The organism is Streptomyces sp. NPDC056486 (genome assembly GCF_042795295.1).
GTDB lineage: Bacteria > Actinomycetota > Actinomycetes > Streptomycetales > Streptomycetaceae > Streptomyces.
The window spans coordinates 35,644-61,942 of sequence record NZ_JBHTSF010000012.1 but is presented as its reverse complement, the minus strand read 5'-3'; the positions used below and the strand labels follow the sequence as shown (position 1 = coordinate 61,942).

The 26,299-nt window shown below is 69.4% G+C and carries 27 protein-coding genes and 1 pseudogene; 19 read left to right on the top strand and 9 right to left on the bottom strand.

Annotated elements, in window-relative coordinates:
* Positions 1–31: 31 nt before the first annotated feature.
* Positions 32–772: pseudogene (locus ACFQ7F_RS08155) on the bottom strand (ABC transporter ATP-binding protein); the annotation flags it as partial.
* 83 nt (positions 773–855) lie between these two features.
* Here ACFQ7F_RS08155 and ACFQ7F_RS08150 point away from each other — a divergent pair.
* Positions 856–2,031, top strand: a complete 1,176-nt coding sequence (locus ACFQ7F_RS08150) for a DUF2786 domain-containing protein (protein ID WP_383267883.1) — start codon at positions 856–858, stop codon at positions 2,029–2,031.
* Between the two features lie 282 nt (positions 2,032–2,313).
* Positions 2,314–4,650 (top strand): FUSC family protein, encoded by a 2,337-nt coding sequence (locus ACFQ7F_RS08145; RefSeq protein WP_383267881.1) that lies wholly within the window; start codon positions 2,314–2,316, stop codon positions 4,648–4,650.
* 40 nt (positions 4,651–4,690) lie between these two features.
* Here the strand turns inward: ACFQ7F_RS08145 and ACFQ7F_RS08140 are convergent, their stop codons facing one another.
* From ACFQ7F_RS08140 to rpmB, 3 genes are all read right to left on the bottom strand, one after another.
* Positions 4,691–5,206: a hypothetical protein gene (locus ACFQ7F_RS08140; RefSeq protein ID WP_383267878.1), complete on the bottom strand. Its 516-nt coding sequence runs from the start codon at positions 5,204–5,206 to the stop codon at positions 4,691–4,693.
* A 67-nt stretch (positions 5,207–5,273) separates the two neighbouring features.
* Positions 5,274–5,579, bottom strand: a complete 306-nt coding sequence (gene rpsN, locus ACFQ7F_RS08135) for a 30S ribosomal protein S14 (RefSeq protein ID WP_383267875.1) — start codon at positions 5,577–5,579, stop codon at positions 5,274–5,276.
* On the bottom strand, positions 5,579–5,815 hold the full coding sequence (gene rpmB / locus ACFQ7F_RS08130; protein ID WP_363210575.1) for a 50S ribosomal protein L28: 237 nt from the start codon (positions 5,813–5,815) through the stop codon (positions 5,579–5,581). The genes rpsN and rpmB overlap by 1 nt, the downstream gene beginning before the upstream one ends.
* Before the next feature lie 82 nt (positions 5,816–5,897).
* Between rpmB and rpmG the strand changes: the two genes are divergently transcribed.
* The 5 genes from rpmG to ACFQ7F_RS08105 all read left to right on the top strand — a co-directional run bounded on the left by rpmG (position 5,898) and on the right by ACFQ7F_RS08105 (position 8,421).
* Positions 5,898–6,062 carry a 50S ribosomal protein L33 gene (gene rpmG, locus ACFQ7F_RS08125; protein WP_383267870.1) on the top strand — a complete coding sequence of 55 codons (165 nt, stop codon included), beginning with the start codon at positions 5,898–5,900 and terminating at the stop codon, positions 6,060–6,062.
* A 5-nt stretch (positions 6,063–6,067) separates the two neighbouring features.
* Positions 6,068–6,313, top strand: coding sequence for a type B 50S ribosomal protein L31 (locus tag ACFQ7F_RS08120; protein WP_383267867.1), 246 nt, complete (start codon positions 6,068–6,070; stop codon positions 6,311–6,313).
* Complete coding sequence (locus ACFQ7F_RS08115; RefSeq protein WP_383267863.1) at positions 6,310–7,464, top strand: CobW family GTP-binding protein; 1,155 nt, start codon at positions 6,310–6,312, stop codon at positions 7,462–7,464. Before ACFQ7F_RS08120 ends, ACFQ7F_RS08115 begins: the two co-directional genes overlap by 4 nt.
* Before the next feature lies 1 nt (position 7,465).
* Entirely contained in the window at positions 7,466–7,705 is a 240-nt protein-coding gene (gene rpsR, locus ACFQ7F_RS08110) for a 30S ribosomal protein S18 (RefSeq protein WP_383267860.1), read from the top strand.
* Positions 7,706–8,181: 476 nt separating this feature from the next.
* Positions 8,182–8,421 (top strand): DUF397 domain-containing protein, encoded by a 240-nt coding sequence (locus ACFQ7F_RS08105; protein ID WP_383267857.1) that lies wholly within the window; start codon positions 8,182–8,184, stop codon positions 8,419–8,421.
* A gap of 29 nt (positions 8,422–8,450) precedes the next feature.
* On the opposite strand, the gene ACFQ7F_RS08100 is transcribed toward ACFQ7F_RS08105, so the two are convergent.
* Positions 8,451–8,936: an ATP-binding protein gene (locus ACFQ7F_RS08100; RefSeq protein WP_383267854.1), complete on the bottom strand. Its 486-nt coding sequence runs from the start codon at positions 8,934–8,936 to the stop codon at positions 8,451–8,453.
* 407 nt (positions 8,937–9,343) lie between these two features.
* Here ACFQ7F_RS08100 and ACFQ7F_RS08095 point away from each other — a divergent pair, with 407 nt between their 5' ends.
* The 3 genes from ACFQ7F_RS08095 (at position 9,344) to ACFQ7F_RS08085 (ending at position 12,404) form a co-directional block, all read left to right on the top strand.
* A complete protein-coding gene (locus ACFQ7F_RS08095) occupies positions 9,344–10,207 on the top strand; it encodes a helix-turn-helix domain-containing protein (protein WP_383267851.1) in 864 nt (287 codons plus the stop codon).
* Between the two features lie 57 nt (positions 10,208–10,264).
* Positions 10,265–11,722 (top strand): aldehyde dehydrogenase family protein, encoded by a 1,458-nt coding sequence (locus ACFQ7F_RS08090; RefSeq protein ID WP_383267848.1) that lies wholly within the window; start codon positions 10,265–10,267, stop codon positions 11,720–11,722.
* Positions 11,723–11,858: 136 nt separating this feature from the next.
* Entirely contained in the window at positions 11,859–12,404 is a 546-nt protein-coding gene (locus tag ACFQ7F_RS08085; RefSeq protein WP_383267845.1) for a DinB family protein, read from the top strand.
* On the opposite strand, the gene ACFQ7F_RS08080 is transcribed toward ACFQ7F_RS08085, so the two are convergent.
* Positions 12,401–13,033 (bottom strand): bleomycin resistance protein, encoded by a 633-nt coding sequence (locus ACFQ7F_RS08080; protein ID WP_383267842.1) that lies wholly within the window; start codon positions 13,031–13,033, stop codon positions 12,401–12,403. The two genes, ACFQ7F_RS08085 and ACFQ7F_RS08080, sit on opposite strands and share 4 nt — an antisense overlap.
* A gap of 43 nt (positions 13,034–13,076) precedes the next feature.
* On the opposite strand from ACFQ7F_RS08080, the gene ACFQ7F_RS08075 reads away from it, so the two are divergent.
* The 3 genes from ACFQ7F_RS08075 to ACFQ7F_RS08065 all read left to right on the top strand — a co-directional run bounded on the left by ACFQ7F_RS08075 (position 13,077) and on the right by ACFQ7F_RS08065 (position 15,667).
* A complete protein-coding gene (locus ACFQ7F_RS08075) occupies positions 13,077–13,718 on the top strand; it encodes a PadR family transcriptional regulator (protein WP_383267839.1) in 642 nt (213 codons plus the stop codon).
* A 150-nt stretch (positions 13,719–13,868) separates the two neighbouring features.
* Positions 13,869–14,843: an ATP-binding cassette domain-containing protein gene (locus ACFQ7F_RS08070; RefSeq protein WP_383267836.1), complete on the top strand. Its 975-nt coding sequence runs from the start codon at positions 13,869–13,871 to the stop codon at positions 14,841–14,843.
* Positions 14,844–14,848: 5 nt separating this feature from the next.
* Complete coding sequence (locus ACFQ7F_RS08065) at positions 14,849–15,667, top strand: ABC transporter permease (protein ID WP_383267991.1); 819 nt, start codon at positions 14,849–14,851, stop codon at positions 15,665–15,667.
* 23 nt (positions 15,668–15,690) lie between these two features.
* Here the strand turns inward: ACFQ7F_RS08065 and ACFQ7F_RS08060 are convergent, their stop codons facing one another.
* Complete coding sequence (locus tag ACFQ7F_RS08060) at positions 15,691–17,112, bottom strand: glutamate decarboxylase (RefSeq protein ID WP_383267834.1); 1,422 nt, start codon at positions 17,110–17,112, stop codon at positions 15,691–15,693.
* A gap of 212 nt (positions 17,113–17,324) precedes the next feature.
* Between ACFQ7F_RS08060 and ACFQ7F_RS08055 the strand changes: the two genes are divergently transcribed.
* Positions 17,325–18,083, top strand: a complete 759-nt coding sequence (locus tag ACFQ7F_RS08055) for a MerR family transcriptional regulator (protein WP_383267831.1) — start codon at positions 17,325–17,327, stop codon at positions 18,081–18,083.
* A 276-nt stretch (positions 18,084–18,359) separates the two neighbouring features.
* Positions 18,360–19,052: a DedA family protein gene (locus ACFQ7F_RS08050; protein ID WP_383267828.1), complete on the top strand. Its 693-nt coding sequence runs from the start codon at positions 18,360–18,362 to the stop codon at positions 19,050–19,052.
* A 45-nt stretch (positions 19,053–19,097) separates the two neighbouring features.
* On the opposite strand, the gene ACFQ7F_RS08045 is transcribed toward ACFQ7F_RS08050, so the two are convergent.
* Together ACFQ7F_RS08045 and ACFQ7F_RS08040 are read right to left on the bottom strand one after the other, a co-directional pair.
* Positions 19,098–20,786 (bottom strand): threonine/serine exporter family protein, encoded by a 1,689-nt coding sequence (locus tag ACFQ7F_RS08045; protein WP_383267825.1) that lies wholly within the window; start codon positions 20,784–20,786, stop codon positions 19,098–19,100.
* 141 nt (positions 20,787–20,927) lie between these two features.
* The gene (locus ACFQ7F_RS08040) at positions 20,928–21,416 is read right to left on the bottom strand and encodes an inorganic diphosphatase (RefSeq protein WP_383267988.1); all 489 of its coding nucleotides are present in this window, start codon (positions 21,414–21,416) and stop codon (positions 20,928–20,930) included.
* 85 nt (positions 21,417–21,501) lie between these two features.
* On the opposite strand from ACFQ7F_RS08040, the gene dacB reads away from it, so the two are divergent.
* The 4 genes from dacB to hpt all read left to right on the top strand — a co-directional run bounded on the left by dacB (position 21,502) and on the right by hpt (position 26,265).
* Positions 21,502–23,091 carry a D-alanyl-D-alanine carboxypeptidase/D-alanyl-D-alanine-endopeptidase gene (gene dacB / locus ACFQ7F_RS08035; RefSeq protein WP_383267822.1) on the top strand — a complete coding sequence of 530 codons (1,590 nt, stop codon included), beginning with the start codon at positions 21,502–21,504 and terminating at the stop codon, positions 23,089–23,091.
* A gap of 97 nt (positions 23,092–23,188) precedes the next feature.
* Positions 23,189–24,307, top strand: coding sequence for a zinc-dependent metalloprotease (locus ACFQ7F_RS08030; RefSeq protein ID WP_383267819.1), 1,119 nt, complete (start codon positions 23,189–23,191; stop codon positions 24,305–24,307).
* Between the two features lie 236 nt (positions 24,308–24,543).
* Positions 24,544–25,653 carry a tRNA lysidine(34) synthetase TilS gene (gene tilS / locus ACFQ7F_RS08025; RefSeq protein ID WP_383267816.1) on the top strand — a complete coding sequence of 370 codons (1,110 nt, stop codon included), beginning with the start codon at positions 24,544–24,546 and terminating at the stop codon, positions 25,651–25,653.
* A gap of 51 nt (positions 25,654–25,704) precedes the next feature.
* Positions 25,705–26,265, top strand: coding sequence for a hypoxanthine phosphoribosyltransferase (hpt, locus tag ACFQ7F_RS08020; protein ID WP_135330538.1), 561 nt, complete (start codon positions 25,705–25,707; stop codon positions 26,263–26,265).
* The last annotated feature ends 34 nt before the right edge of the window (positions 26,266–26,299 follow it).

Below are 26,299 nucleotides of genomic sequence, written 5' to 3'. Positions count from 1 at the left end.
CCGGGACCGTCGACTCGTCGCGCGCGATCACGGAAGTGCCGCCGCCCGTTTCGAGTCCCGCCATCCGCCGGGCCACCTCCCCCGCATCCGGCGCGAGCACCTCATCGGCCACCCGTCCGTCCACCAGGAACACCACCCGGTCCGCGTGCGCCGCCGCCACGGGATCATGTGTGACCATCACCGTGGTCTGTCCTTCGCCGTCGACCAACTCCCGCAAGAGCAGCAGTACTTCGCGGCTGGTCGTCGTATCAAGGGCGCCGGTCGGCTCGTCACCGAAGAGGACCGCGGGCCGTGTGACCAGTGCCCGCGCCAACGCCACCCGCTGCTGCTGACCGCCCGAAAGCTCCCCCGGCCGATGCCGGGCGCGGTCGCCGAGGCCCACCCGGGCCAACGCATCGCGCACCTCCGTACGCGAGGGTCTGCGTCCCGCGAGCCGCAGTGGCAGGGCGACGTTCTGGGCGGCGGTCAGTGACGGAAGGAGGTTGAAGGACTGGAAGACGAAGCCGATGCGGTCCCTGCGCAGCAGGGTCAGCCGCCGCTCGCTCAGCCCGGTCAGCTCCGTTCCGCCCACCTCGACCGTTCCGGACGTCGGCCGGTCGAGACCGGCGGCGCACTGCAGCAGCGTCGACTTGCCGGAGCCTGACGGCCCCATGATCGCGGTGAAGGTCCCGGCGCGTATCGCGAGGTCGACGCCGTCGAGGGCGGTCACATCGCGGTATTGGCGGCGGAGGGCGGTGAGCCGTACGGCAGTTGAGACGGCAGCTGGGGTCATGCCTCAACCCAACCGCCCGTGACCCCGCCGGGCACGACCACTGGGGGGCGTCCTGGGGGTAGGGCCAGCCATACCCTTGACGTATGGATCCGGTGACCGAGGTGATCGACAAGGCGTTCGCGGCAGCGTTGTACGCGGACGGCGACGAGGGGCTCGACACCGGCGCGTCCCTCCTCGCGGCGGCCCCCGATGCCGACGCGGAGCTCTGGCGCAGGGGTGAGGAGCTGGTGCGTCGCGCGTGGGAGCGGGGCTGGCAGCCCGCGGACGTCATACGCATGGTCGGCCGCGCCCAGGACGACGCCGCCCACGGGATCGACCGGACCCATCTGACGCAGCTGGCCGCCGAGGTGATCAGTACGCAGACCAGGGGGTACGGCGACACGTTCCCGCCTCGCTGGCAGGCGCAGCTGGCCGAGCTCGGCCCCCACCAGGGCGGCCCGAAGCCGGATCGTTTCTCCCAGGCCACCACCGCCCTCGCCCTCTACCGCCTTCTCCTGCGCCTCCCCGCGATCGAGCCGGTGGGCCCCGCCCCCGGCACTCCGCTCCACGCGCCGCCGCCTCCCGGCCACGAAGAGCCCCGCATCCTCACCCGCATCCGTGCACTCCTGGCGAAGGCCGAGGCCACCGGTTTCCCCGAGGAGGCGGAGGCGCTCACCGCCAAGGCGCAGGAGCTGATGGCCAGGCACACCATCGACGAGGCGCTGCTCGCGTCCCGTACCCATGCCAAGGACACTCCGGGTGCCTGCCGCATCGGCGTGGACGCTCCGTACGAGACGGCGAAGGCGATCCTCCTGGACGCGGTGGCCACCGCGAACCGCTGCCGCGCGGTGTGGAACGAGGCGTACGGCTTCTCGACCGTCGTCGGCTTCGAGCCCGACCTGGAGGTGGTCGAGCTTCTCCATACCTCCCTCCTCGTGCAGGGCACGGCTGCGATGACGAAGGCCGAGGCGGGGCAGCGGGCGGGTGGCCGGAAGCGTACGAAGACGTTCCGGCAGGCGTTCCTCCTTGCGTACGCGAACCGTCTCGGGGCGCGCCTTGCCGCGGCGGCAGGTGACGTCGCCGTGGAGTCCCCGGACGCGGGGGAGCTGCTGCCCGTTCTGGCCGCCCGGGATGTGGCCGTCACGTCCCATGCCGAGCGGATGTTCCCGGAGACCACCACTACCCGGGTGCGGGGCGCTACGGACCATGAGGGCTGGGCCCATGGGACTGCGGCGGCGGATGAGGCACACGTGGGGCCTGGGCGGCGCCGCCTCGCCTGAGGGGGTGCGGGTTCGGGTGCTCTGGGTGCTCTAGGTGCTCAGGGCGCCCTGGGTGTTCCGGGTGCCCCGGAGTCTCGCCCGGCCGAACGGGCCTTCCGCGTCCAGCCGCCCGACACCCCCGCAGTTTTGCCTGAACGAACAGGCCTTCCCGCCACCCGCCCGCGCCCGATTGCCCCGTATCGACTCGTTGGCGAGCAGGCGAAGGGCAAGCGCCCCACGCACCGGCGGGGACCGCCCCGGTCATAGCGCAGCTAAGCCCGATATGCCCCGTATCATCACAGAGTGACCTGGCTTCGAGCGCTGAAGGAGACCACCCGCTCGGGGTTGACCGTCGAGCGGAAGCGCCTCGAACCCCTCATCGCTCTGCGGGGCGCCGTCGGCCTTGCCATCATCATCGGCGTAAGCCTCACCCTCTTCGGCCCGGCCGTGGCCGCCAGCTCTGCTTTCGGGGCCTTCCAGGCCGCCATCGCCACCTTCCAGCGCAGCTGGCGCCCCCGCCCGGAACTGGCCCTGGCCTCCGGCACGAGCCTCGCCATCTCCACCTTTCTCGGCTACCTCACCGGCTCCCACACCCTCCTCTTCCTCGCCCTCCTCGCCCTCTGGACCTTCCTCTCCGGCCTGAGCTGGGCCGCGGGCCCGACCATCGGCATCATCGCCTCGTCCAACGTCGCGATCATGCTGGTCACGGTCACCCTCCCCGGTTCCCTGGCCGCTGCCGCGGGCCACGCCGCGATGATGGTGGTGGGCGGTGCGGTGCAGGCCGCCCTCGTGGTCCTGTTCCCCGTACGCAGATGGGGCGCCCACAGAGACGCCCTCGCCGACGCGCTCGCCGCCGAGGCCGACTACGCCCGCCGCCTGCGCCACGACCCCCACGCCGACTTCGACCCGGAACCCCTGATGGCGGCCCGCGACGCGGCGACCGTCACCCCGCGTCAGGCCCGCACCCGCCCCGCCGAGCTCCACGGCGCGCGCGGCATCGCGGAACGCATCCGCCCGGTGCTCGCCTCCCTGGCCGACCCGGCGGTGGGCGTACCGGAAGAGGGCCCCGAGCGCGACCGCGTGCGCGAGATCCTGGCCGCGGCAGGCTCGATCCTGGACGCGGCGGCCAGGGCGATCCGGCAGGGCGAACCGGTGAAGATCCCACCCGCGGCCGTGGCCACCCTCCAGACCCCGGACACCGGAGCGATCCTCACGGGCCCGGCACAGAGAGCGGCGAAACGCCTGGCGGCACTACTGCGCGACGTAGTCGAAACAGCGGGCAAGCCCCCCGACAAGGCCGCCGCCCTCACCGCCACAGCGACAGCCACCAGCTCAAAGACCAAGACCAAGACCGCAGGAGCAACGGCGACGACAGCGACGACGGCAGCAACGGCGGCGACGACGGAAACCACCACCCCCACCCCCCTCCTCCGCCCCACCTTCCCCGCCCTGTTCCCCGCTGCCCTCCGCGCCATGAGGGCCGAACTCCGCCGCCGCCACGAATCCCCCATCACCCGGCACGCGATCCGCGTCACCGCGGTGGCCGCCGCCGGTTACCTCCTGGGCACCTGGCTCCCCCTCGGCCACGGCTACTGGGCCCCCATGGCCTCCGTCATGATCATGCGGCCGGACTTCTCGCAGACGTACTCCCGCGCGGTGGCCCGTTTCGGCGGCACCCTCGTGGGTGTCGCCCTGGCCACGGGCCTGGTGCAGCTGGCGAGCCCCGGCACCGAGCTCTCCGCGGCGCTCGCCGTGCTCTGCGCCGGAATGATGTACCTGCTGATGCGCACGGGCCAGGTCGCGGCCCAGGCCTGCGTGGCCGCGTACGTCGTGTTCCTGCTCGGCATGGGCGGCGAGCAGTGGACGCAGACCGTGCCGGAGCGCGTCGGCCTCACCCTCCTCGGCGGTGTCCTCGCGATGATCGCGTACGCCGTGTACCCGGCATGGGAGACCCCGCGGCTGCGCAACCGCCTGGCCGGATGGCTGGTGGCGGACGGCCGCTACGCCGCAGCCGTCGTCAGCCGCTACGCAGACCCCGGCGGAAGCTCCTGCCCGGATGTCCGCGCGGCGCTCCTGGCCGCCCGCGACGCCCGTATCGCCTGGCAGGAAGCCGTCGCCCGCGCCAAGCACGAACCGGTACGCCACCGCGGACTCTCCCGTGCCGCGGCGGCCGACGCCGAGGAGGCCCTTGCCCATTTCGGCCGCGTGGCCATGCTGATGGAGGCCCACCTCCCGGACCGTGACGCGACCCCCGTCCCCGCGGCCGAGCGCCTCGCGGAAGCCCTGCGCAAGTCGACGGAGGACGGCGCGAAGGCGGTACGCGAACGCCGCGTCCCGAAGTGGGAAGCCGTACGCAAGGTCCTCGACGAGTGGGACGGCGAGGGCGTGCCCGACCGGGTCGTACGCAGAGGAGCGGCCCTCCTCCTCGCGACCCTCCAGGAACTGTCGGACGCCCTGGACACCGCACCGCCGCCCATGCTGGTGGACGGCTCAGAAACAGGCGCACAGACGGACACCGGCGACGCACAGACGGACACCGGCGACGCGCAGAAAGACACCAGCGACGCGCAGAAAGACACAGACGACGCGCAGACAGACAGCGGGCCGCAGGACCCCGAACAAGGTCCCACGGCCCGCTAGTCGTACAACGCCCCGGAGGGAGTCGGGGAGTCGGGGAGGCTCAGGACTGCGGAAGCCCCGCCGTAGGCAGACCCTCCGGCAGCTTTCCGCCCTCGGTCCTCCTGAACTGGTCCTTGCCCGCGCCCTGCCAAGAGACTGTCATCGACGTCTTGTCGACCGAATCGACCGTGCCCTCGGTACGATCCGATTCACCCTTGGCGCACTTGAGGCTGATCTTCTCGCCGCCGGCGGTCCCGCTGCACAGGACGTTCTCGCCGAGCAGCGTCGCCTGCTTCCCGGCGATGACCAGCGCGAGCGGATTCCCGTCGGCGGTGGCGACCCAACTGCCCTCGGAGTCGACGCCCTTGGCCCCGGAAGAACCGCCCTCGTCCGGTGTACCGGACCCGTCGGATCCGCCGGATCCGTCAGACCCATCGGCCCCGGCGGAGGACCCCGCCGAGCTCTTGTCCTTGCCCTCGTCCCCACTGTCGCCGCCGTCACTGCTGCAACCGGTCAGGACAAGGGCGGCGACAAGACCCGCAGCCGCGGCACCGATACGTACGTTCCGGACGTGCATGCGCACTGAAGTCCCCCTACATGAAGCTGTACGACGCTCGAATCAGGTCGATGAATCGCGCGCCAAGCTACCAGGACGACTTGCGCACCCCGGGGAGGAATCCGGCGTGCGCTTGGTCACGCAGCTTCACCCTGGAGAGGCCGAACTTCCCCACGTAACCGCGTGGGCGACCGTCGACGCTGTCCCGGTTGCGTACGCGGGTCGCGCTCGCGTCACGCGGCTGCCGGGCCAACTCGGCCTGGGCGGCGATTCGTTCGGCATCGGCCGTGCCGGGCCTGCGGAGGATTTCCTTCAGCTCGGCCCGCCGCGCGGCGTACCGGGCGACGATCTCGCGCCGCTTCTCGTTCTTCGCGATCTTGCTCTTCTTGGCCATCAGACCCTCACTCCACGCGCACGGATCCTGGCGACGGCGGCCTCGATGCCGATGGAGTCGACGGTCTTGATGCCCTTGGCGCTGAGCCGCAGCCGTACGTGGCGGCCCTCGCTCGGCAGCCAGTAGCGCTTGCGCTGGACGTTGATGTCGAACCGGCGTGACGTGCGCCGGTGCGAATGGGAGATCTGGTTGCCGAAGCCCGGCGTGGCGCCGGTCAGCTGGCAGTGGGCGGACAAGGTGACGCACCTCTCGGTCGTGGGGACGAGATCCCCTGCGGAACCGTTTTGAAAACGGGATTCATTTTCATACACTAGCCCCATGGCTCGCAACGAACTCCGCCCCGTCATCAAGCTCCGGTCCACAGCCGGCACCGGCTACACGTACGTGACCCGCAAGAACCGCCGTAACGACCCCGACCGCGTGACGCTGCGCAAGTACGACCCGGTCGTCGGCCGGCACGTCGACTTCCGAGAGGAGCGCTGACCGCGATGCGCAAGGACATCCACCCGCCGTACGGCCCCGTCGTCTTCCGCGACAAGTCCGCCGGCTTCGCCTTCCTCACCCGCTCCACCGCGACCAGCGAGAAGACGGTCGAGTGGGATGACGGGCGCACCTACCCCGTCATCGACGTCGAGGTCTCCTCCGCGAGCCACCCCTTCTACACGGGCACGGCCAAGGTCCTGGACACCGCGGGCCGCGTGGAGCGCTTCGAGCGCCGATACGGCGCGCGATGAACCCCACGGAGACGGACATGGACATCGCGATCGTCGGCGGTCTGCACTCCGACGCCCGCAAGGAGGCCGTCGAGCGGCTCCTCAGCACCGTCCCGGGGAGCGTGGCGCTCCATCACGACCTGGCGACGGCCGTGCACGGCACCGTCGTACGTACGGTGCGCGATGCCACCGGAGTGCTCTCCACCGGTGAAGCGCCGCTGGTCAACGACTGTGCGTGCTGCGCCCTGCGCGAGGACCTGGTGCCCGAGCTCGAACGGCTCGCGGACTCCGGTCTCACGCGGCTCGCGGTCGTCGAGCTGTGGGACTCCGTCGAGCCCAAGGCGATGGCCGAGGTGATCACGGCGCACGTGCGCGAGGGGCTGCGGCTGAGCGGCGTGATCACGGCCGTCGACCCCGCGCTCCTCCTGCCGTACCTCGGCAACGGCGACGACCTGATGGAGGCCGGTCTCGCCGCTGCCGCCACGGATCAGCGCACGGTCGCCGACACCTGGGCCCGCCAGCTCGAGTACGCCCCCGTGCTCGCCGTCGCGGACTCTCCCGAAGCCGACGACGAGGACCGCGCGCTCCTCGCCCAGCTCCACCCGACTGCCCGTCAGGTCCCGATCAGCGGTCATGGGGACCTGGCGGGCGCCGCGCTCGCCGGATTCGACGTCGAGGCGGCCGCCGCCGCCCAGCATCCGTCCTGCGCGCTGCTGCCGACCGACGCGGACGAGGCGGGGGTCGCCACCCTCGTATGGCACCGGGAACGGCCCTTCCACCCGGAGCGGCTCTACCAGGCGCTCGAGGACCTGACCTGCGCGGCGGCCCGCAGCCGCGGCCGGTTCTGGCTGGCCGACCACCCGGACACGCTGCTCGGCTGGGACGCGGCGGGCGGTGCGCTGTGCGTGGAGAGCGCGGGGCCGTGGCTGGCCTCGCTGCCGGACGCCGCGTGGGAGATGGTGCCGCCGGTGCGGCGGGCCGCGGCTGCCATCGACTGGCATCCGGAGCACGGCGACTGCTGCCAGCACCTGGTCTTCACCTCGCCGGGCCTGGACCGCGAGGGCCTCGAAGAGGTCCTTGAATCCTGCCTCCTGACGGACGAGGAGTACGCCGCGGGGCGCGACGCCTGGAAGCACTTGCCCCCTGCCTTCGACACCCTCCTGGAGGTCTGAAATGTCCCCCCGCAAGCCTTCCCCACGCGTCCAGAAGCCGCGGCCCAACCCGCTGGATCAAGCGAAGATCACGTACATCGACTACAAGGACACGGAGTTGCTGCGCAAGTTCATCTCGGACCGGGGAAAGATCCGCTCACGGCGGGTCACCCGGGTCAGCGCCCAGCAGCAGCGACTCCTTGCCCGCGCGATCAAGAATGCGAGGGAGATGGCGTTGCTGCCGTACGGCTCGGCCCGCTGAAGCGTGCCGTCCCGAGAGACAGATCAGTAGGACGTCCCTGTTCACTCCACGGGGGACGTCCTACTTCTCGTTGTGCGGGCGCAGGACCAGATCCATCCGGCCCATTACCTGAACGTTGGAACACAAAGGGCGCGGTGTGCGTCCTTTCTTAGTACGTGAGCTATGTACGCGAGCCAAGTGCGCGAGCCAAGTGCGCGAGCTAAGTACGCGAACTTGGTGCGCCTACTTGGCTGGCTGGCTCGCGAAGCTTCGACCCAAAGGACACGCTCGACGACCCGTCCGACGACCCGTTCGCATGTCATGCGGGGACCTGGGCAGGTGCTGCCCGGGATGCTGACAGAACTGTAATCAAGGGAACACCCGGCGTGCACGTGCATCTGCCCATGCATCGGCATGTGAACACAGCTATGATCCGAGACAGTTGACCACTGCATCTAAGGCCACCACATCAGGCACTGCACCATCGGGGAGCGACTGTGCACCACGTGTTTAACGGCATGGCCGCCACGGAGCTTCACGGGGTGGTCTGGCAGAAGAGCAGTCACAGCAACTCGCAGGGAGCCTGCGTGGAGTTCGCGAAACTGCCGGGCGGCGACGTCGCCGTACGCAACTCGCGGTTCCCCGACGGTCCGGCGCTCGTCTACACGCGCGCCGAGATAGAGGCGATGCTGCTCGGGATGAAGGACGGGGATTTCGACCACCTGATAGGTGGTTGACGCCCGACGGCAGTTGGCCTGCCCCGCTGCTAAGCCAGCTGGAACAACGCCCACACGACCTTGCCCCGCAGCGCGCCCGCGAGCGGGTGCCAGCCCCAGCTGTCGCTGAACGAGTCCACCAGGAACAGACCGCGGCCCGACTCGGCGGAGAAGTCGTCGTCCGTCTCGCGTGCGACCGGACTGTCGTCACTGGGGTCGCGCACCGCGCACACCAGACGCGAGGTCCAGCGCATCAAGTGCAGCCGCACCGGCGGGCCCTGATTGCGCGGAGTGTCCGACGGCAGGGCATGCCGCAGGGCGTTGGTGACCAGTTCGGAGACGACGAGGGCGGTGTCGTCGAAGCGCTCTTCCAGTTCCCACTGGCACAGCGTCGAGCGGGTGAACTGCCGTGCGCTGCTCACCGCTTCATAGCGGGCGGGCAGGGAACAGGACGCCGCGCTGGAGACCGCTGAGGGGTCGAGTGGGGGAAGCCCCTGCCGTAACGGCTCGAGCATGGTTGATCCATTCGTCCCCATGCGAGGCACTCCCCGGTTTCGCGGTACATAGCGATGGAGCGGTGGTGCGGTGCAGCAGTGGTGCGGATCGAGCGGTGGTGCAAGTGGCGCAAGTGGTGCTGATGGTGCGGTCGGTCAGCAACGCCGCGTCGCATCGTTACAGCTCGTTCGGATCGATACAGCTCGGTCCGACGGTGATACAGCAACGTCGTGCAGGCCATGGTTCCGAATGCGTACAGCAGATGCAAGGGCAGATGCACGTGCACGCGCCGGACTTGCTAGTTCCCGTGCTACTTCTTGCCCATTTCTTCCTACGACTTCTTGTGGAGGACTTCCGAACTCTTTCCGTTTCTGTAACCGAACGAGTACCCCCTGAAGCGTTTAATGGCAGACTGCTGGCTTCCAAGTGATGGGGAGGGTTGAGCGAAGTGACCGCAGGGGAGTCGAGCGGCTCGGTCGTACGGCGCATGCTCCTTGGCTCGCAACTCAGGCGCCTGAGGGAATCGCGCGGCATTACCCGTGAAGCGGCCGGCTACTCGATCCGCGCATCCGAATCGAAGATCAGCCGCATGGAGTTGGGACGGGTGAGCTTCAAGTCCAGGGACGTCGAGGACCTGTTGACGCTGTACGGCGTCACCGACGATGCCGAGCGGGTCGCGCTGCTCTCGCTCGCCAGAGAGGCCAACCTCACGGGCTGGTGGCACAGTTATTCGGATGTCCTGCCCGGCTGGTTCCAAACATACGTGGGGCTCGAAGGCGCCGCCTCGCTCATCCGCGTCTACGAAGTCCAGTTCGTCAACGGCCTGTTGCAGACCGAGGCGTACGCGCACGCGGTCGTCTCGCGCGGCATGAAGGACGCGAGCAAGGCCGACATCGAGCGCCGCGTCGCCCTGCGCCTCGAACGCCAGAAGCTGCTCATCTCCGAGCGCGCGCCCGGCTTCCACTGTGTACTCGACGAAGCCGCGCTCCGACGTCCTTATGGAGACCGGGAAGTGATGCGCGGTCAGATTCAGCATCTGATCGACATCTCGGAACGGCCGAATGTCACCCTTCAGATCATGCCGTTCAGCTTCGGTGGGCACTCGGGCGAGAGCGGAGCGTTCACCATGCTGCGCTTCCCGGAATCGGACCTCTCGGACGTCGTGTACGTGGAACAGCTGACGGGAGCCCTGTACCTCGACAAGGCCGAGGAAGTCGGCCAGTACGAGCGGGTGGTCGGCGAGCTGCAGAGCGACAGCCCTAATCCGGCCGATAGTCGCGACCTTCTCCGTGGGCTGCTCCAACTCATCTGAGACGTCAGTACGATGACGAGAATTCTGATGTCTGCACAGACTGCGGCAAGGGGTCTCATGTCCTTCTTCACTGACCTGGCTCACCAATACATCGACGGTGAGTGGAAGGCCGGTACCGGCTCCTGGGACATCATCAACTTCAATCCGTACAACGGAGAGAAGCTGGCGTCGATCACCGTGGCGACGGCGGACGAGGTGGACCAGGCCTACCGAGCGGCCGACCGCGCGCAGAAGGAGTGGGGCAGGACCAGCCCTTACTCCCGCCGCGGAGTCTTCGAGCGTGCCCTGCGCATCATCGAGGACCGTGAGGAAGAGATAGCCGAGGCCATCGTCGCCGAGCTGGGCGGCACCCGGGTCAAGGCCGCCTTCGAGATCCACCTCACCAAGGAATTCCTGCGCGAGGCGGTCAACTTCGCGCTGCTTCCCGAGGGCCGCATCCTGCCGTCGCCCGGCGAGGGCAAGGAGAACCGTCTCTTCCGTGAGCCGGTGGGCGTGGTCGGGGTCATCAGCCCCTTCAACTTCCCGCTCCTCCTCTCCACCAAGACGATCGCCCCGGCGATCGCCCTCGGCAACGCGGTGGTGCTCAAGCCCCACCAGAACGCGCCGGTGACGGGCGGTGGCCTCCTTGCGAAGGTGTTCGAGGACGCGGGCCTTCCGGCCGGCGTGCTCAACGTGGTCGTCACCGACATCGCCGAGATCGGTGACGCGTTCATCGAGCACCCGGTGCCCAGCGTCATCTCCTTCACCGGCTCCGACCGCGTGGGCCGCCATGTCGCCACGGTCTGCGCCTCGCAGTTCAAGCGGTCGATCCTGGAACTCGGCGGCAACAGCGCCCTTGTCGTCCTGGACGACGCGGACGTCGACTACGCCGTGGACGCGGCGGTCTTCAGCCGCTTCGTGCACCAGGGCCAGGTCTGCATGGCCGCCAACCGCATCCTCGTGGACCGGTCCCTCGAGGCGGAGTTCACCGAGAAGTTCGTCGCCAAGATCGCGTCCCTGAATGTCGGCGACCCGGCGGACCCGGCGACCCACATCGGCCCGCTGATCAACTCCTCGCAGGCGGACGCGGTGACGAAGGTCGTCGACCAGGCGGTGGCCGGGGGCGCGAAGGCCCTCCTGCACGGCCGCACCAAGGGCAACCTGGTGGCGCCCACCGTCCTGACGGACCTGCCCGCCGACTCCCCGGCCCTGCGCCAGGAGATCTTCGGTCCGGTGGCGCTGGTCATGCCCTTCGACGGCGAGGAAGACGCCGTACGCATCACCAACGACACCCCGTACGGGCTCAGCGGCGCCGTCCACACCGCCGATGTCGAGCGCGGCGTGCGGTTCGCGCGGCGGATCAACAGCGGCATGTTCCACGTGAACGACGGCACCGTGCACGACGAGCCGATCGTGCCCTTCGGCGGCGAGAAGCACTCGGGCATCGGACGCCTCAACGGCGAGTCGACGGTGGAGGCGTTCACCACGCAGAAGTGGATCTCGGTGCAGCACGGACGCTCCCAGTTCCCCTTCTGAGCCTCCCGGACTCTCCCCGCCTCTCCGGACCCTTGCGGACAGAAGCTGACCGCAAGGGTCCGTAACGTCAGCGGTGTCGAAAAGCCGGAGAGCCGGAAAGCCCGGCAGGCTCCAGAGGCTCGGAGAGGCGGACCCCATGGTCACCCACGTCAACGCAGAGGCCCCCGGCGACGAGCGCGGCGCGCTGCTCGCCTTCCTCGACGCCGAGCGCGGCGGCATCCGGCGTGCCCTGCTCGGCCTGACCGACGAGCAGGCGGCCACCAAGCCGAGCGCCAGCGAGCTCTCGCTCTCCGGGCTGCTCAAGCATGTCGCGGAGGTCGAGGAGAGCTGGATCTCGCGGGCGAAGGGCGTCGATCCCGCGGTCGAGCGCACCGAGGCGAACTGGGACGAGTGCTTCCGCCTTGTCGGGGGCGAGGCGGTCGAGTCGGTCCTCGCGTACTGGGGTCAAGTGGCCGACCGTACCGAGGAGTTCATCCGCTCCCTGTCGACGCTCGACGAGACCTTCGCGCTCCCCGATCAGCCGTGGTTCCCGAAGGAGGACGTGTCGATGCGGTGGGTGCTGCTCCGCCTGATCTCCGAGATGTCCCGGCACTCGGGCCACGCCGACATCATCCGCGAGTCCCTCGACGGCAAGACGGCCTTCGAGCTGGTGGCCCTGGAGCGCGGCGAGAGCTGGGGTTAGGCCTGGTCCTGGGCCTGGTCCTGGGCCTGGGGCTGAAGCTCCTCGCCCAGCTGCGCGGCCATCTCCGCCCGCAGGGCGTGCAGCTCCTGGAGCTGTACGGGGGTGGGGGTGCCGTCGGCCGCGAGCGCGCGGTCGATGATGCGGAGGGCCGCGGCGTGGTCCTGCTTGGACTCGCCGAGGAGGGTGGCCTGGTGCAGGGCGCGCGCGTACCTCTCCCTCGGCACCGGCGCGTGCTCGAAGGAATCGGCGATGGGCTGCCCGATGCGGACGCAGTTGCCCGCCGGGTCCGTCATCAGGAACTGCCGCACCCCGTAACTCATGTCCTTCACGGTGCCTATCCGGGGCAGGCCGCGGGTCGGTATCCGCCCGAGCGTCTCCCGGAGTCCGGCCCGGAAGGCCTCGTGGAGGGTGTCCACGTCGTCGGTCACGACGTAACAGGTGCTGTAGGAGGCCTGTGGGTCGTATCCCTTGATCCGGAAGAACTGCAGCTCCATGTCGCCGCGCCGGACCACGGCGTACGGATTGGGTGCCTTCTGGTAGAAGGTCACCTCGAAGCCCAGGGCTTTGTAGAAGTCGAGGGTCTCGTCGAGTTCGTGGCAGGGGAACAGGGGGATCATTGTCTCGGCCATACCGACTACTCTAATCAAAGTTGATTAGAAGGAGGTGGCTTTTATGTCGGCGATCCGACTCCTCGTCCTCGGCGCCGTCCGTCAGCACGGACGGGCCCACGGCTATCAGGTGCGCAACGACCTGGAGTACTGGGGCGCCCATGAGTGGTCCAACGCGAAGCCCGGCTCGATCTACCACGCGCTGAAACAGATGGCCAAGCAAGGCCTGCTGCTCGCGCACGAGATCGCCCCGTCGACGGCGGGCGGCCCGCCGCGCACGGAGTACGAGATCACGGAGGCGGGCACCGGGGAGTTCCTGGACCTGCTCCGGTCCAACCTGGTCTCGTACGACCAGCGGCCGGACATGCTCACGGCGGCCATCGGGTTCATCGTCGAACTGCCCCGCGACGAGGTGATCGATCTGCTGAAGCAGCGGGTGCGGAGCATCGAGGACTGGCGCGGGTCCGTCACGGAGCACTACATCCCCGAGGACGGCCCGGAGCAGCTCGGGCACATCGGCGAGATCATGAACTACTGGGTGCACACGGCCGACGGGGGCGTGGAGTGGGCGCACGGCCTGATCCGGCGGATCGAGGGCGGGGCGTACACGTTCGCGGGGGAGGGTGATCCGTTCGTGGGGGTCCTCGCCGAGGGGGAGGAGAACCCGTATGCGACCGGGGAACCGCACGCGGAGGATGACCACTGAGGCGACCACTGACGCGATCGCTGATCAAGCGGTACGGCCACTGATCAAGTTTGACTAAAGCTGGATTCGGGGATACCTTCCTTCGCGTCGCCTCTGTAGTCAAGTTTGATTACAGAGATACAGGGCGGCAGCGGCTCGGAGGGGAGACGGATGACGGACGCGATCGTCGTCGAGGGCGCACGGAAGAGGTACGGCGAGAAGTGGGCGCTCGACGGTCTCGACCTGGCGGTCGGGCGCGGCACGGTGCACGGCGTGCTCGGCCCGAACGGCGCGGGCAAGACCACCGCGGTGCGGGTGCTCGCCACACTGCTGCGGGCGGACGAGGGACGGGTGGAGGTCGCCGGGTACGACGTGCGGCGCCAACCGGACGAGGTGCGCAAACGCATCGGACTGCTCGGCCAGCACGCGGCCCTGGACGAGGAGTTGAGCGGGCGGCAGAACCTGGACATGTTCGGGCGGCTCCACCACCTGGGTGCCCGGCGCGCGGGCGTGCGGGCCGATGAGCTCCTGGAGCGATTCGGGCTCGGGGACACCGGGCGCAAGGCGGTCAAGCAGTACAGCGGCGGCATGCGGCGCCGCCTCGACCTCGCCGCCTCGCTCATCACGGAACCCGCTGTGCTGTTCCTCGACGAGCCGACGACGGGCCTCGACCCGAGGGGCCGCACGGAGGTCTGGGACGCGGTGCGCTCACTGGTCGACGGCGGTACGACGGTGCTGCTCACCACGCAGTACCTCGAAGAGGCGGACCAGCTCGCCCACCGCATCTCGGTGATCGACAGGGGCCGGGTCATCGCGGACGGCACGGCGGACGAGCTGAAGTCGAAGACCGGCGGTGACCGGATCGACGTGGTGGTGCGGGACGCGGCCCAACTGGAGCTCGTGGCACGCCTGCTGCCCGGCGAGGCCACGCTGGACGCGGACCGGCGCCTGGCCAGCGCACCGGTGACGGACCGGATGGAGGCGCTCACCGAGGTCGTACAGGCCCTGCGGGACGCCGGTGTCGAGGCGGAGGACATCGCGGTGCGCAGGCCGACCCTGGACGAGGTGTTCCTGCGCCTGACGGGCCCCGCGGAGGACCGGACGGGCCGTGCCGAGGATCAGGAACGTACGAAGGAGACCGTGTGAGCACGATGACGACCAGTCCCGCGCCGGTGGCCGGCGGCAGGCCCGTCAAGTGGGCCGCGGTCGACTCCTGGACCATGACGCGCCGCGAACTCGCGCACTGGGCGCGGCAGCCCGTGCAGGTACTCGTCGGCCTGGTCTTCCCGGTGATGCTCCTTCTGATGTTCAACTACCTGATCGGCGGCGGAAAGGGCATCGCGGGCGACTACGCCGAGTTCCTGGTGCCCGGCATGTTCGCGCTGACCATGGCCTTCGGCCTCGACGCGACGATGGTCGCCGTCACGCAGGACCTCAACAAGGGCGTGGTCGACCGCTTCAGGTCCATGCCGATGACCAACGGGGCGGTCCTGGTGGGACGTTCGGTCGCGGACATGCTCCAGTCGCTCGCCTCGCTCCTCGTCATGATCGGCGTCGGGCTCGCGATCGGCTGGCGCTGGCACGGCTCGCTCGGTGCGGCCGTCGGCGCGGTCGGCCTGCTGCTCCTGCTGCGGTTCGCGATGCTGTGGATCGGCATCTACCTGGCCATGGTCGCGGGCAGGCCGGAGCTCGTCGTGACCGTGCAGATCCTGGTCTGGCCGGTCGGCTTCCTCTCCAACGCCTTCACGGTCCCGCAGAACATGCCGGGCTGGCTCGGCGCCACGGTCGAGTGGAACCCGATGTCGGCGACGGCCACGGCGGTACGCGACCTGTTCGGCAACGACCCCGGGGTGGTCGGCACTTCGTGGGCCGCCGAGCACGCGGGTCTGATGGCCGTGGTGTGGCCCGTGGTCCTTGTGGGGGCGTTCTTGCCGCTGGCGGTGCGGAGGTTCGGGGCGCTCAGTAAGTAATGACGCCACTGGGGCCCAGGGCCTCAGTGGTGGAACCCCGTCGCCGCGTCCTTGTCCCGGGTCATCGGGTGCGGCTGGTGGCGCAGTTCGGGCAGCAGGCTGCTCAGATCCGCCAGGAAGAGCTCCGCGAGGTCCGCCGTGAAGCCGTTGCGGCAGACCACGCGGAGGACCGCCAGATCCTCGCGATGGGCCGGGAAGGTGTACGCGGGCACCAGCCAGCCCCGCTCGCGAAGCCGCCGGGACACGTCGAAGACGTCGTACGCCTTCACGTCCTCCAGCGTCGTGAACGCGAACACCGGCAGCTCGTCGCCCCGGGTGATCAGCCGGAAGTCGCCAAGCGCCTCGATGCGTTCCGCGAGGCCGCGGGCGACGTTCCGTGCGGCCTGCTGGACGGCGCGGTAGCCCTCGCGGCCCAGGCGCAGGAACGTGTAGTACTGCGCGACGACCTGCGCGCCGGGCCGGGAGAAGTTCAGCGCGAACGTCGGCATGTCACCGCCGAGGTAGTTCACCCGGAAGACCAGCTCCTCCGGCAGCGCCTCCGCGTCCCGCCACAGCGCCCAGCCGACACCCGGATAGACCAGGCCGTACTTGTGGCCCGACGTGTTGATCGACGCCACCCTCGGAAGGCGGAAGTCCCACTCCAGGTCCTCGTCGAGGAAGGGCGCCACCATCGCGCCGGACGCGCCGTCGACGTGCACGGGGATGTCGAGCCCTGTGTGCTCCTGGAGGTCGTCGAGGGCCGCGCAGAGCTCGGCCACCGGCTCGTACGACCCGTCGAACGTGGAGCCGAGCACGGCCACGACACCGATCGTGTTCTCGTCGCAGAGCTCGGCGGCGGCCGCCGGGTCGAGGTGGAACCGGTCACCCTCCATGGGGACCTGGCGCGCCTCGACCTCCCAGAAGTTGCAGAACTTCTCCCAGCAGACCTGGACGTTGACGCCCATGACGAGGTTGGGGCGCGCGGTGGGCGACGGATAGCGGTCGATGTTCCGCTTGGCATTGGTCCAGCGGCGCTTGAGCGCCATCCCGGCGAGCATGCACGCCTCGCTCGACCCGGTCGTCGAACAGCCGACGGCGCCCGTCGGGTCCGGCGCGTGCCACAGGTCGGCGAGCATGGCCACACAGCGCCGCTCCAGCTCGGCGGTGTGCGGATACTCGTCCTTGTCGATCATGTTCTTGTCCCGGCACTCGGCCATGAGGACGCCGGCCTGCGGCTCCATCCACGTCGTGACGAAGGTCGCGAGGTTGAGGCGTGAGTTGCCGTCCAGCATCAGCTCGTCGTGCACCAGCTGGTACGCGGTCATGGGCGGCAGCGGCCCGTCGGGGAGGTGGTGCCTGGGCGGCGCCTCGGTCATGCCGCTGACCGGGTTGGCCTCCCCGTAGAAGGGGTTCACCGAGAGGGTGCGCTCGGTCGGCTGATCGGGGCCGGGGTGTTGGCGGGGCATGGGCGGTCTCCTCGTGGCTGAGGTTTTCTGTCCCTGTGTGTCCCTGTCCGTTCCTGTCTGGCTCTGTCCTTGCTGACGCGCACTCCGTGCCTGCTCCGTACTTACTGCGTACCTGCTGGCGAGAATATGGCCGGTCGCCGGGATCTGCACTTGCACCTCACGTGGCGTGAGGAATCAGGCTGAAACGCGTACCGAGAGAGAGGGCGGGAGCCATGAGCTACTCCGTGGGGCAGGTCGCCGGTTTCGCCGGAGTGACGGTGCGCACGCTGCACCACTACGACGAGATCGGCCTGCTCGTGCCCAGCGAGCGCAGCCACGCGGGCCACCGGCGCTACAGCGACGGAGACCTGGACAGGCTGCAGCAGATCCTGTTCTACCGGGAGCTCGGCTTCCCCCTCGACGAGGTGGCGGCCCTCCTGGACGACCCGGATGCGGACCCGCGCGCGCACCTGCGCCGCCAGCACGAGCTGCTGACCGCCCGGATCACGAAGCTCCAGGAGATGGCCGCCGCCGTCGAGACCGCCATGGAGGCGAAGAAGATGGGCATCAACCTCACGCCCGAGGAGAAGTTCGAGGTCTTCGGGGACCACGACCCCGACCAGTACGCGGAGGAGGTCGAGCGGCGCTGGGGCGACACCGACGCCTACAAGGAGTCGCAGCGCAAGGCCGCCTCGTACACCAAGGAGGACTGGCAGCGGATCAACGACGAGTTCACCGCCGTGCACGCGCGCATGGGCGACGCGCTCGCCCGGGGCCTGCCCGCGGACTCCGAGGAGGCGATGGACGTCGCGGAGGAACACCGCCTCTTCATCACGCGCTTCCACTACGCCTGCTCGCACGAGCTGCACAGCTGCCTCGGCGAGATGTACGTGGCGGACGAGCGGTTCACGGTCACCTACGAGTCCATCCGGCCCGGGCTCGCCGTCTACATGCGGGACGCGATCCTTGCGAACGCGGTGCGGAACAGCTGAGCGGTAGGGGAGCCGACCGGTAAGGGGCACCCGGCGATGGCGGGTGCCCCTTACTTTCGCCGAGCTGGCTGCCCAAGTGCCGGGAGCACACGGTGAGGCCGAAGACTTCACCGATAACCTGTTGTACGCGGCACACCCATGGCACACAGCTTTGTCCCAGATCCCGCACAGTGCACCCTGGGAAGGACAGTGGAACCTGGGCACGTCACCTCGCGTTGATAGCTTTGAGCGGCCGTCCCCGCCGCATCGCCCTCTTACCCTCAGGAGCCCGGAACCGTGACGACGCTTGCGCTCGGACCAAGCTGGCTGGACCCGGATTACCTCCTGAACACGTTCGGGGTCTGGGGTCTGCTCGCGATCGTCTTCGCCGAGTCCGGCCTGCTCATCGGCTTCTTCCTGCCGGGCGACTCGCTGCTGTTCACGACGGGTCTGCTGATCACGACGAAGCAGCTGGACTTCCCGCTCTGGCTCTGTGTGGTCCTCATCTGCATCGCAGCGATCCTCGGCGACCAGGCGGGCTATCTCTTCGGCAAGAAGGTCGGCCCCTCGCTCTTCAACCGCCCGGACTCCAAGCTGTTCAAGCAGGAGAACGTGGTCAAGGCGCACGAGTTCTTCGAGAAGTACGGCCCGAAGTCCCTGGTCCTGGCCCGCTTCGTGCCCATCGTGCGGACGTTCACGCCGATCATCGCGGGCGTCAGCGGCATGCGGTACCGCTCGTTCATCACGTTCAACATCATCGGCGGCGTCCTGTGGGGCGCGGGCGTGACGATGCTCGGCGCGTGGCTGGGCAACATCGACTTCGTGCACAAGAACATCGAGGCGATCCTCATCCTGATCGTCCTGATCTCGGTGGTGCCGATCGCGATCGAGTTCCTGCGGGCGCGCAGCAAGTCCAAGAAGGCCGCGGCGGCCGAGGGCGACGCCCCCGGTGGGGCCTCGGCGTCGCGCGGTCGGCACGCCAAGCGGTAGTTCGTTCTCCGGTCCGCGGTAGACCTCGGGTCCTCGGGCCCGGGGTCAGAACCCTCGGGTCCGCTTGGCCGCGCGGCGGTTCGCCGCCGTGGTGGCGCCCGGCACCTTGAGGATCAGGCGCGAGACCTCGCTGCCCAGGTTCACGCCGATCGCGATGGCCAGTGCCGTCGCCGCCGCCTTGGTGAGCGAGTTGATGCCCGTCGTCATGTCGTTCTGGGCGAGGGCGAGCAGGCCGAAGTACGTCGCGCTACCGGGCAGCAGCGGGCCGATGGCCGCGGTGACGTACGGCAGTGAAGAGGCGAAGCGGTAGCGCGAGAAGAGCTGCCCGAACAGACCCACGAGCCCGGCCGCGATGGCCGTCGACGCGACCGGCGAGAGCGCGAGCGACGTCTGCGCGAGTGCGCCGTACATGACCCAGGCGACGCCGCCGTTGAGGGTCACGATGAGCACGGTGTGACGTTCCTGCTGGAGCAGTATCGCGAAGGCGAGGCTCAGCGCCATCGACGCCAGGATCTGGATCACCGGGCGCGAGTCGACCTCTACGAACGTCGTCTCCGGCTGCAGGCTCGTCGCGTCCAGCATCACGCCGAGCGACAGCACGAGCAGCACGCCGCAGACGATGCCCACGACGAGGTAGCAGACCTCCAGGAGGCGGGCGGCCGCCGTGATGTAGTAGCCGGTCAGGCCGTCCTGGACACCGGCGACCAGGGCTCTTCCCGGGATCAGCGCGAAGAGGCCACCCGTGATCACCGCGGACGCGTTGACCTCCTGGGAGTGCACGAGGCTGAGCGTGACGCCCATCGCGGCGGGCGGCATCGCGGCCCCCACGAACTGGTAGAACTCCGGAAGCCCGCGGCCCGCGCACAGCCAGGCGAGACGGTCGCCGAGCATCGCGCCGACCGCCGCGATCACGAAGACCAGGGCGCCACCGCCGACGAGCACGGACGCCGATCCCGCGAGCAGCCCGCCGGCCGCTGTGAGCGCCCAGCCGGGGTAGGGGTGGCGGTTACGGCGGATGGCCGCCAGACGGCGGTAGGCCTCCTCCAGGGAGACCTCGATGTCCGTGTCGCTGATGTCGTCGACCAGCTGGAAGACGGCCGCCAGACGGGTGTAGTCGGTGCCCCGGCGGCGCACCGTCCTTGAGGCAGTGACCGGGTCGTCCACCAGGGACGGCTGATACGAGATCGAGAGCAGCGTGAATGTCACGGTCGGCTCGCAGCGGTCAAGGCCGTAGCTGCGGCAGACGGCGAACATCGCCGCCTCCACGTCCTCGGCGCCCTCGCCGCCCGCGAGCAGCAGCTCGCCGATACGCAGCGTCAGGTCGAGCACGCGCGGCACGGCGGGCCCGGTCTCGTCCTCGTGCTTCTGCGAGGCCTCAGGAGTGGGCCGCTCGGCCACCGGCATGCGCAGCATCGTGCGCATCTGGTCCTGCCAGGGCGTCTCCTTGGTGAGCTTCACCAGAGGGATGCCCTGCGGGGGAGTGAAGGCGGGCGGTGCGTTGCGGGAGCTGTAGGTGTTCGGGGTGGTGAACGCCGACTTCTCGGTTTCCTGGGTGGTCGCCGAGAGGTTCGGGGACGTGAGGTTCGGCAGACCGGTCGGGATCGCGAACTCGGAGGTCGTCTGCGACTCGTCCTCGGGTGCCGGTGGCTGCGCCAGCACGCCGGTGGGCTGAGTGAACGCACTCCGTGCCTCGTCCGACTGTGGCTTCTGGTCTTCGGCCTCCTGGTCAGCCACTTTCACTGCCTCGCTCCCACATACGTGCCTTGTGCACCTCCAGTACGAACAGTATGCGCACAGATACGCGAACGGGCCGCGTGGTCTCCGTGAAGATCACGCGGCCCGTCAGGGGAATTCAGAAGCAGGAGAGGGGCACTCTCAGTGACCCTGCGCCTCCGCGCGCTTGTACGACTTTTCGATTTCGGCCTCGGCGTCCGTGCGGCCGACCCAGTCGGCACCCTCGACGGACTTGCCGGGCTCCAGGTCCTTGTAGACCTCGAAGAAGTGCTGGATCTCCAGGCGGTCGAACTCGGAGACGTGGTGGATGTCGCGCAGGTGCTCCACGCGCGGGTCGGACGCCGGGACGCAGAGCAGCTTGTCGTCGCCGCCCGCCTCGTCGGTCATCCGGAACATGCCGATCACGCGGCACTTGATGAGGCAGCCCGGGAAGGTCGGCTCGTCCAGGATGACGAGGGCGTCCAGCGGGTCACCGTCCTCGCCGAGGGTGTTCTCGACGAATCCGTAGTCAGCGGGGTAGCTGGTCGACGTGAAGAGGCGACGGTCCAAGCGGATCCGGCCGGTCTCGTGGTCCACCTCGTACTTGTTCCGCGAACCCTTCGGAATCTCGATGGTGACGTCGAACTCCACGGGTGGCTCCTCCATGATCAGCACATACTTCGGGTGGTTAAGTGTCCCTCACGCAGATGTGTGATCGCGAAAGGGGCTGGTCGTCGTGCCTGAGCTCAAGCCTTGGCAGCAGACCCGGCAGCTTTGGAGGCGGCTTCCCAAGCCTCCGGCTCCCAAGATCCCTGCCGCTCTCAAGACTCCTTCGAAGCTCAAGACCTGGCAGCTCACGGCGGGTGCCGCCACCGTCGGACTCGCGGTCGCCGCCGGTGCGGTGGCCACGGCAGGACCCTGGGACTCCTCCGGTCAGCGTACGGCCGAGCGGGACTGGGCGGCTTCTCAGGAGGCCGGGGGTGGCGCAGATCACGGCGGTCGTACGTCCGGACGGGCGCCCGGGGCCGCCCCGAGCGCCCCCTCCGTGCTCAGGGGTCTCGACGCACCCGCGGGTTCCGCGCACGGCGGCTCCGTGCCCGTTCCGGACGGCAAGGCGGTCGCGGGTGTCCTCGATCCGCTCCTGAAGGACAAGGCGCTCGGCCCCGAGCGCTCGGCGGTCGTCATCGACGCGGGCACCGGGCGGCGGGTCTACGGCAAGGGCGGCGGCGACGCTCTGACGCCCGCGTCCACCACCAAGATCGCCACGGCGGTCGCGGCGCTGACCTCGGCGGGGGCCGACCACCGCATCACCACGAAGACGGTCATCGAGCCGGACTCGAAGGACGTCGTCCTGGTGGGAGGCGGCGACCCCACGCTCACCGCCCGCAAGGACGGCCCCTACGCGCGGAGCGCCGCGAGCCTGCGCGACCTGGCCGAGGACACCGCGCGCGCCCTGAAGGACCGCGGCGCCGACAAGGTGAACCTGTCGTACGACACCTCGCTGTACTCGGGGGAGCAGCAGCACCCCATCGGCCCGAACGAGAACCTCACCCTGGTCAGCGCCCTGATGGCCGACGAGGGCCGCCTCGACGACTCCTCCAGTGGCCCCGCGCCGCGCGCGGAGGACCCGGCGGCCGACGCGGCGAAGAAGTTCGCGGGGTTCCTGGAGGACGAAGGCATCGAGACGGGCGCGAACGGCAAGAGCAAGGACAAGGGCGAGAACAAGAAGAAGGACCCGGGGCCGTCCAAGGCGACCGACCGTGCCGAGTCCCTCGCCAAGGTCGAGTCCCCGCCGCTGTCCGCCCTCGTCGAGCGGATGCTGACGCACAGCGACAACGACATCGCCGAGGCGCTGGCCCGCCAGACGGCGCTCGCCTCCAAGGAGCCGGTGAGCTTCGACGGTGCGGGCAAGGCGATCGAGGCCCAGCTCAAGAAGGCCCAACTGCCGCTCGACGGAACGAAGTTCGCCGACGGAAGCGGCCTGGACCGGGCCGACCGCAGCTCCGCCGACCTGCTCGCCGCGCTCCTCGCCCGCGCCGCCGACCCCGCCCACCCCGAACTGCGCCCGGTGGTGACGGGCCTGCCCGTGGCCGGTTTCACGGGCACGCTGGTCGACCGCTACCCCAAGGACTCCCCGGGCACCGGCGTCGTACGCGCCAAGACCGGCACCCTGACGGGCGTGAACACCCTCGCGGGCACGGTCGTCGACACGGACGGCCGCCTCCTGGTCTTCGCTTTCATGACCACAGGCACCACGGACCCCAAGGCGGCCCAGGCGGCACTCGACCACATGGCATCGGCGGTGGCCGAGTGCGGGTGCAGGTGAGGCCGGGGGAGTGCCGTTGACCCCTACGGGCCCGGAGTAGGGCAATCTCGGGGCTCAACCCCCTCCGCAGGCGGAGCCGACCACGTACCGTTGACGCATGACGAGCATCGGTGGTGCGGAGATGGTCGACTGGAATCTCGCGGTGGCGACCGCGACCCGGCTCGTTCGGCCGGGTCCAGAAGTGAGCCGGGACGAGGCGCGGGCCATCGTCGCCGAGCTCCGCAAGCATGCGAAGTCCTCGGAGGAACATGTCCGTTCCTTCACCCGGATGGGCACGGAGGGCACCCACGACACCCCGGTGCTCGTCGTCGACCGCGCCGGGTGGGTCCGGGCGAACGTCGCCGGGTTCCGGGAGATCCTCAAGCCGCTCCTGGACAAGATGCAGGACCGGCGCAGCGGCCCCGGCGGCGCCGTGCTCGGTGCGGTCGGCGGCAAGGTGACGGGCGTAGAGCTCGGGATGCTGCTCTCCTTCCTCGCCTCACGCGTCCTCGGGCAGTACGAGACCTTCGCCCCGGCCGCCCGCGACCTCCCGGCAGGGCAGAGCGGCAGCGGCAGGCTGCTCCTCGTGGCGCCGAACATCGTGCACGTCGAGCGTGAACTCGACGTGGACCCCCATGACTTCAGGCTCTGGGTGTGTCTGCACGAGGAGACGCACCGCACGCAGTTCTCGGCTGTGCCCTGGCTGCGGGATCACCTCGAAGGTGAGATCCAGTCATTCCTCTCGGAGACCGAAGTCGACCCGATGACGGTCATCGAGCGCATCAGGGAGACGGCCCAGTCGCTCGCGGGGGGCCGCCCCGAGGGCGAGGAGGACGACGGCGGACGCTCCTTCGTGGAGCTGGTGCAGACCCCCGCACAGCGCGAGATCCTCGCCCGCCTCACAGCGGTCATGTCGCTCCTCGAAGGGCACGCGGACTTCGTGATGGACGGAGTCGGGCCCGACGTGGTGCCCTCCGTCGGCGAGATCCGGGAGAAGTTCAAGGAGCGCAGGGCGCGCGGGGCGAGCCGCCTCGACCAGGCCCTGCGCAAGCTGCTCGGCCTCGACGCGAAATTGCGCCAATACCGCGACGGCGAGCGTTTCGTACGTGCGGTCGTGGGCGAGGTCGGAATGGACGGCTTCAACCGGGTGTGGACTTCGCCGAACACACTCCCCACCAAGTCGGAGATCGCCAAACCGGCGGATTGGGTCGCGCGGGTGCACCGTAAGGGAGAGTGAGGACAGCAAGGGAGCGAGTTGCGGCCGACGGCAGAAGAACGCCTCCGCAATCACCCGTCCGAGGGACCGTGAGCCATGGGTAGGCGTGCAATGCTCGGGGAACGGCTCGGCTCTGTCACCATCGACACACTCTGAGTGACTAACCTCGTGGGATCTGCCTCAGGCCCGATCTCCCGAATGTGGTCCTGAGTGACAGGTCCGAGGCTCACCCCCGAACTTCATGAAGGGAACCGGACATGGGTCCCCATCCTGCGGTCGCGGCGATACGCCTGGCGGTCCGCCGCGTACTCCACGACGTACTGACAGACGTACAGCGCACCGAAGCCCACCGCGCCGATCCACGGCGCCCGGAAGCACAGCGCACCCCCGAGCACGTTCCCGCACGCCCCGCTCACACCCACCCTCCACGCGAGCAGGCTCCCCCGCCACTCGTCCTTGTCGCGTGCTCCGGCGGCGCCGATTCCATGGCGCTCGCCTCCGCCCTCGCCTTCGAGGCCCCCAAGCTCGGTATCCGCGCCGGCGGCGTCACCGTCGACCACGGACTGCAGGACGGGTCCGATCTGCGCGCCGCCGAGGTCGTCTCGCGGCTCACCGCCCTGGGCCTCGAACCCATCGATTCCGTCGCTGTCGACGTCGGCCGGGACGGCGGCCCCGAAGCCGCAGCCCGCGACGCGAGGTACGGCGCGCTCGACGCAGTCGCCGAACGCCACGGCGCCGCCGCGATCCTGCTCGGCCACACGCGTGACGACCAGGCGGAGACCGTCCTGCTCGGTCTCGCCCGCGGCTCCGGCATCCGTTCGCTGTCCGGGATGGCGGCGGTGTCCGGCGGACCCGGTGCCGATCGCCGCTACCGCCGCCCCTTCCTGCACATCGACCGGCAGACCGCCCGCAAGGCCTGCATGGTCCAGTCGCTGCCCGTCTGGGACGACCCGCACAACACCGACCCCGCCTACACGCGCTCCCGGCTGCGGCACGAAGGTCTGCCCGCCCTGGAGAAGGCACTGGGCAAAGGCGTCGTGGAGGCACTCGCCCGTACGGCCCAGTTGTCCCGGGACGACGCCGACGCCCTGGACCACTGGGCCGCACAGGCGGAAGCCTCTGTGCGCGATGCCGCGGGCCTCCTGGAGTGCGCCAAGCTCTACGCCCTGCCGCCCGCCGTGCGCCGCCGCATCGTGCGCCGCGCAGCCATCGACGCGGGCTCTCCGGCCGGTGCGCTGTTCGCCCGGCACCTCGAAGAGGTCGACCGGCTGATCACGGGCTGGCGCGGCCAGGGAGCCATCAATCTCCCGGGCAAAGTCGTCGCCCAGCGCCAGGGTGGCAGACTGGTCATCCGGCAAGGCTGTTGACCGAGGGGCTCCTGGTCCCCGCGCAGCCGGTGGGACGGACGACCGAAAGTGATGCGGGTGGACGCGAAAGACATGGGCACCGACCTTCAGTCGGTGCTCATCACCAAGGAAGAGATCGACGCCAAGCTGGCTGAGCTGGCCGCGAAGATCGACGCGGAGTACGCGGGCAAGGACCTGCTGATCGTCGGAGTGCTCAAGGGCGCAGTGATGGTCATGGCGGACCTGGCGCGTGCGCTGTCCACCCCGCTCACCATGGACTGGATGGCCGTGTCGTCTTACGGCGCGGGCACCCAGTCCTCCGGTGTCGTGCGGATCCTCAAGGACCTCGACACCGACATCAAGGGCAAGCACGTCCTGATCGTCGAAGACATCATCGACTCCGGTCTGACGCTGTCCTGGCTGCTCTCCAACCTCGGCTCGCGCGAGCCCGCGTCGCTGAAGGTGTGCACGCTCCTTCGCAAGCCCGAGGCGGCCAAGGTCGCGATCGACGTGGAGTGGGTCGGCTTCGACATCCCGAACGAGTTCGTCATCGGGTACGGCCTGGACTACGCGGAGAAGTACCGCAACCTGCCGTTCGTCGGCACGCTCGCTCCGCACGTCTACGGCGGCTGAGACCAGGCTCCCCGGCCAACTCCACGGAGGCGGC

Coding starts and splice junctions, on each gene's coding strand:
- ACFQ7F_RS08150 (WP_383267883.1), top strand. CDS start 856: ATGGATCCGGTGACCGAGGTGATCGACAAGGCGTTCGCGGCAGCGTTG.
- ACFQ7F_RS08140 (WP_383267878.1), bottom strand. CDS start 5,206: ATGCACGTCCGGAACGTACGTATCGGTGCCGCGGCTGCGGGTCTTGTC.
- rpsN (WP_383267875.1), bottom strand. CDS start 5,579: ATGGCCAAGAAGAGCAAGATCGCGAAGAACGAGAAGCGGCGCGAGATC.
- rpmG (WP_383267870.1), top strand. CDS start 5,898: ATGGCTCGCAACGAACTCCGCCCCGTCATCAAGCTCCGGTCCACAGCC.
- ACFQ7F_RS08120 (WP_383267867.1), top strand. CDS start 6,068: ATGCGCAAGGACATCCACCCGCCGTACGGCCCCGTCGTCTTCCGCGAC.
- ACFQ7F_RS08115 (WP_383267863.1), top strand. CDS start 6,310: ATGAACCCCACGGAGACGGACATGGACATCGCGATCGTCGGCGGTCTG.
- rpsR (WP_383267860.1), top strand. CDS start 7,466: ATGTCCCCCCGCAAGCCTTCCCCACGCGTCCAGAAGCCGCGGCCCAAC.
- ACFQ7F_RS08100 (WP_383267854.1), bottom strand. CDS start 8,936: ATGGGGACGAATGGATCAACCATGCTCGAGCCGTTACGGCAGGGGCTT.
- ACFQ7F_RS08090 (WP_383267848.1), top strand. CDS start 10,265: ATGTCCTTCTTCACTGACCTGGCTCACCAATACATCGACGGTGAGTGG.
- ACFQ7F_RS08085 (WP_383267845.1), top strand. CDS start 11,859: ATGGTCACCCACGTCAACGCAGAGGCCCCCGGCGACGAGCGCGGCGCG.
- ACFQ7F_RS08080 (WP_383267842.1), bottom strand. CDS start 13,033: ATGGCCGAGACAATGATCCCCCTGTTCCCCTGCCACGAACTCGACGAG.
- ACFQ7F_RS08075 (WP_383267839.1), top strand. CDS start 13,077: ATGTCGGCGATCCGACTCCTCGTCCTCGGCGCCGTCCGTCAGCACGGA.
- ACFQ7F_RS08070 (WP_383267836.1), top strand. CDS start 13,869: ATGACGGACGCGATCGTCGTCGAGGGCGCACGGAAGAGGTACGGCGAG.
- ACFQ7F_RS08065 (WP_383267991.1), top strand. CDS start 14,849: ATGACGACCAGTCCCGCGCCGGTGGCCGGCGGCAGGCCCGTCAAGTGG.
- ACFQ7F_RS08060 (WP_383267834.1), bottom strand. CDS start 17,112: ATGCCCCGCCAACACCCCGGCCCCGATCAGCCGACCGAGCGCACCCTC.
- ACFQ7F_RS08055 (WP_383267831.1), top strand. CDS start 17,325: ATGAGCTACTCCGTGGGGCAGGTCGCCGGTTTCGCCGGAGTGACGGTG.
- ACFQ7F_RS08030 (WP_383267819.1), top strand. CDS start 23,189: ATGACGAGCATCGGTGGTGCGGAGATGGTCGACTGGAATCTCGCGGTG.
- tilS (WP_383267816.1), top strand. CDS start 24,544: ATGGGTCCCCATCCTGCGGTCGCGGCGATACGCCTGGCGGTCCGCCGC.
- hpt (WP_135330538.1), top strand. CDS start 25,705: ATGCGGGTGGACGCGAAAGACATGGGCACCGACCTTCAGTCGGTGCTC.